Source organism: Ferruginibacter sp., assembly GCF_031430955.1.
GTDB lineage: Bacteria > Bacteroidota > Bacteroidia > Chitinophagales > Chitinophagaceae > Ferruginibacter.
Genome location: NZ_JANPCM010000684.1, coordinates 1 through 3622, shown reverse-complemented (window position 1 = coordinate 3622; position 3622 = coordinate 1). Strand labels below are relative to the sequence as shown.

Annotated in this window: 5 protein-coding genes; 3 read left to right on the top strand and 2 right to left on the bottom strand. The window is 39.7% G+C overall.

What is annotated here, in order from left to right; all coding sequences use genetic code 11:
- Positions 1-69: 69 nt before the first annotated feature.
- Together ACY65O_RS19560 and ACY65O_RS19555 are read right to left on the bottom strand one after the other, a co-directional pair.
- Positions 70-663 carry a transposase gene (locus ACY65O_RS19560; RefSeq protein WP_462222541.1) on the bottom strand — a complete coding sequence of 198 codons (594 nt, stop codon included), beginning with the start codon at positions 661-663 and terminating at the stop codon, positions 70-72.
- Between the two features lie 146 nt (positions 664-809).
- Entirely contained in the window at positions 810-1241 is a 432-nt protein-coding gene (locus tag ACY65O_RS19555) for a LexA family protein (protein ID WP_462222540.1), read from the bottom strand.
- A gap of 88 nt (positions 1242-1329) precedes the next feature.
- Between ACY65O_RS19555 and ACY65O_RS19550 the strand changes: the two genes are divergently transcribed.
- From ACY65O_RS19550 to ACY65O_RS19540, 3 genes are all read left to right on the top strand, one after another.
- The gene (locus tag ACY65O_RS19550) at positions 1330-1956 is read left to right on the top strand and encodes a 2'-5' RNA ligase family protein (protein ID WP_462222539.1); all 627 of its coding nucleotides are present in this window, start codon (positions 1330-1332) and stop codon (positions 1954-1956) included.
- A 450-nt stretch (positions 1957-2406) separates the two neighbouring features.
- Positions 2407-3165: a radical SAM protein gene (locus ACY65O_RS19545; RefSeq protein ID WP_462222538.1), complete on the top strand. Its 759-nt coding sequence runs from the start codon at positions 2407-2409 to the stop codon at positions 3163-3165.
- Positions 3166-3519 (top strand): hypothetical protein, encoded by a 354-nt coding sequence (locus ACY65O_RS19540; RefSeq protein WP_462222537.1) that lies wholly within the window; start codon positions 3166-3168, stop codon positions 3517-3519. It abuts the gene before it with no gap.
- The last annotated feature ends 103 nt before the right edge of the window (positions 3520-3622 follow it).

Sequence of the window (3622 nt, the reverse complement as noted above, 5' to 3'; positions counted from 1 at the left end):
TTTCTTTTCACCCAACCGCCGTCAGTGTTTGTCCCGTTTATTTCGGGACTGTCGGGGTTGAGACCGCCGTCATTCAATCACAAATTTTTTCATTTCCTCTTTTCCGTATCTCCCCTCATGCGTTTTTTTAAACACCGCACTTCCTCCAAACCAATCCAATACTTTTTGCGATGCTAAAAAACTGTTGTCGTTTTTTAAAATAGAATGATAAGACGAAAATTCCCAGTCTTTAAAATCTTTTACAAACCCATGGAGTTGTGCATTATAATGGCAATAGTAAATTAGAGAAGTGATATAACTTTCATCATCAACCAGCTTTCTTTCAAATGGCGATTCGAATAATGGCCCGGTGCGGTTGTGTGCTTTGTTAATAGATTGGGCATACGAATTAAAAAAGTGAGACAATTGTTTGGATGCATTCAGTTGTATCATGCCTTGTTTATTATGTTTGGGTTCTTGTACATTTTCTTTTACATACACCAATAAATGAAAATGATTTTTTAATAAAGCATAAGCAAATGTTTCAAACACATCCCCGCAGTAAGCAATGTATTGCTGAATAAAATAATAATAATTTCGCTGCTCTTTAAAAATATCCTCACCATTTACGCCTCTGTTATAAATGTGAAAATACTGGCCTTCAATAAAAGGTTGTATGTACATAACTCCATAATTTATTTTAGGGTTACTATAACCCCGACGGCGGCTTCAAGCCCCGTCGGCGGTTATGTAGACTGTATAAGTTAGTTAATCTCTTTCTCTCAGCCAACCGCCGTCAGGGTTTATAACCGCTGACGGGGTTTACCACCTCACACATTTCGTATCACACACACCACCACACCCCAAATTTTAAAATCACTAAACTCACTCACATCAATGGGCGAAAGTTTAGGTGTTTCCGGGACAAGCCGCAGCCGGTTAAGCGTTAACTCATACCGCCGTATCAGCATCTCGCCATCAATAACCGCAATAACTATTTTACCATTTTGTGGTTTAATACTGCGGTCCACAATTACAATATCGCCATTGTAAATACCGGCGTTGATCATGCTTCCGCCACTCACCCTCATAAAAAAAGTTGCCGGTTTATTTCGGATCAGTTGTTCATTCAGGTCAATACCCCGTTCCATATAATCATCAGCGGCGGCGCCAAAGCCTGTAGCATTGGCCGTGGCCACATCCTGCTGGGTAAAACGTTTAGTACCACCGTAACTGCTGCCAAAAAATTTTTCCACTTCCATATAAATATGTTTTGATTATCTAAATTATTTAGTAAATTTATGCTAAAATAATTAGCTAACAAATTTAGTAACAAAAATATTTTTTAACATGAAAGATTTAAGCAATACCATACCCGGCTACCGGGTTTACGAGTACCTGCTGGTACTGTCGCCACACGAAGAACTGCGGAATAAAATTATGGGGGTGAAAAAAGATTTTTACGACAAATACCAGGCCGAACGGTCCCGAAAATTTTCGGGAGGTAAGCCGCATGTAACGCTGGTAAACTACCTGCAGTACGAAATGATGGAAGACAAAATCCTCCAGCATTTAAAAACCATTGCCATGGGCTATCATCCCATAAAAATTGAATTGAAAGATTACGGCAGTTTTCCCAGTCATACTATTTATATTAACATCACCAGCAAAGTGCCCATACAAAGTTTGGTAAAACAAATACGTACCGAAACCCAGCGGCTGATGAAACTGAACGACGATAACAAACCCCATTTTATTTTAGAACCGCATTTAACAATTGCCCGCCGCTTATTACCCTGGCAATACGAAAAAGGTTGGTTAGAATACAGCCACAAAAATTTCACCGGCAGGTTTATTGCCGATAGTATGTTATTATTAAAACGCCCCGTGGGCACATTAAAATATGAAATAGCAAAACGTTTTGAATTTGAGAATTTGCCGGTAGCCATTAAGCAGGGAGATTTGTTTAGCGCCTGAGAGGCCCCTGTCCCCTAGGGGGGAACTTAGGATGTTACTGCATTAGTAAATTGAAAAGTCGTTAAAATTAAAATAGTCTTTTTGGGACGAACATTTTTTCTTTGTTCGACTTCATTGGTCTAGCCTTAGGCGAGACACTCTTATACAGTAAATCTTTATTCAACTCTTTAAATTTTAGCACCCTTCAAATATTATTAAACTGTTTGAAACTAAAAGTAGAATTACCAATGCCGAAGCCACAGTAGTACAACCGATGAACATAGCTACTTCCGGCAAACGGACTGTATTCGTTTGTCGGGCTCTTTTTTTGTTTCTTTTTTGCCTGCCCCGAGAAAGGTTTGTGTGCTGCTTCGGGGGAGAAGCAAAAAAGAAAACATTACTCAGAGAGTAACAATAAATAAATTAGTTAAAACCAATCATAAAGCTCCCTTAATCAAAAAAACAAACTCAATGGAAAATAATAAACTACAACAAGATCATCACAAAGTATCCGCAAAAGAACAAAGCGAAGAAGTACAATACATAACAGGCCGTGGCGCACAATTCAACACCAAAAACCGTTTTTTAAAAGACGAAAAAACCCAGGAACATATTGAAGGTATTGACGATTGGGAAGCCAGTAATATACCCACGCAATACATAGAGCAGCAAAGCAAAACCATTGTAAATAAAGTAGAAAGTAAAGATGTAGGCATGGGTTACAGCATGAACCCTTATGCCGGTTGTGAGCACGGCTGCATTTATTGCTATGCCCGTAATGTGCATGAATACTGGGGTTACAGTGCCGGATTGGATTTCGAACAAAAAATAATCATCAAAAAAAATGCACCGCAACTGTTGCGTAAATTTTTAATGCATCCAAAATGGGATGCCACACCCATTATGCTCAGCGGCAATACCGATTGCTATCAGCCGGCCGAACAAAAGTATCGCTTAACAAGAGGCTTACTCGAAGTTTGTAATGAGTTTAATCAGCCGGTGGGCATACTTACCAAAAACAGCTGGATATTAAAAGATAAAGATGTGCTGCAGGAAATGGCGAAGAAAGGTATTGTATCTGCCATGGTTTCCATCACATCTTTTAATGAAGACCTGCGGCGCAGTATGGAACCACGAACTACAACCGCCAAACAAAAATTAAAAGTCATCAACGAACTCAGCAGTGCCGGTGTACGCATGGGTATTATGATGGGCCCGATGATACCCTGATTGAACGACCACGAAATGCAGCGCATTATGAAAGCCGCAGCAGATAACGGTGCAACCTTTACTGCGTACACGTTCATCCGTTTAAATGGCGCTATTAACTTTTTATTTCACGACTGGCTGTATAAAAACTTTCCTAACCACGCCGATAAAGTGTGGCATTTAATAGAGCAAAGCCACGACGGTAAAGTAAACGACACCCGCTGGGGCGTACGCATGCGTGGCGAAGGCAGTATTGCAGATATGGTGGCGCAGACCTATAAAAAATACGGTAAGCTGTATAATATGAATGCCGAAGAATGGCATTTAGATACCAGTAAGTTTAGAGTGCCGGGCGGGCAGGGGAAATTGTTTTAATTTTTTTAAAATATACACATGAAAGGCATTACAAGAGAATATTTATTACATGTGATCAATGACTGTATCAAGATCACTATTCATTACCGCAGAAAAATAGCCG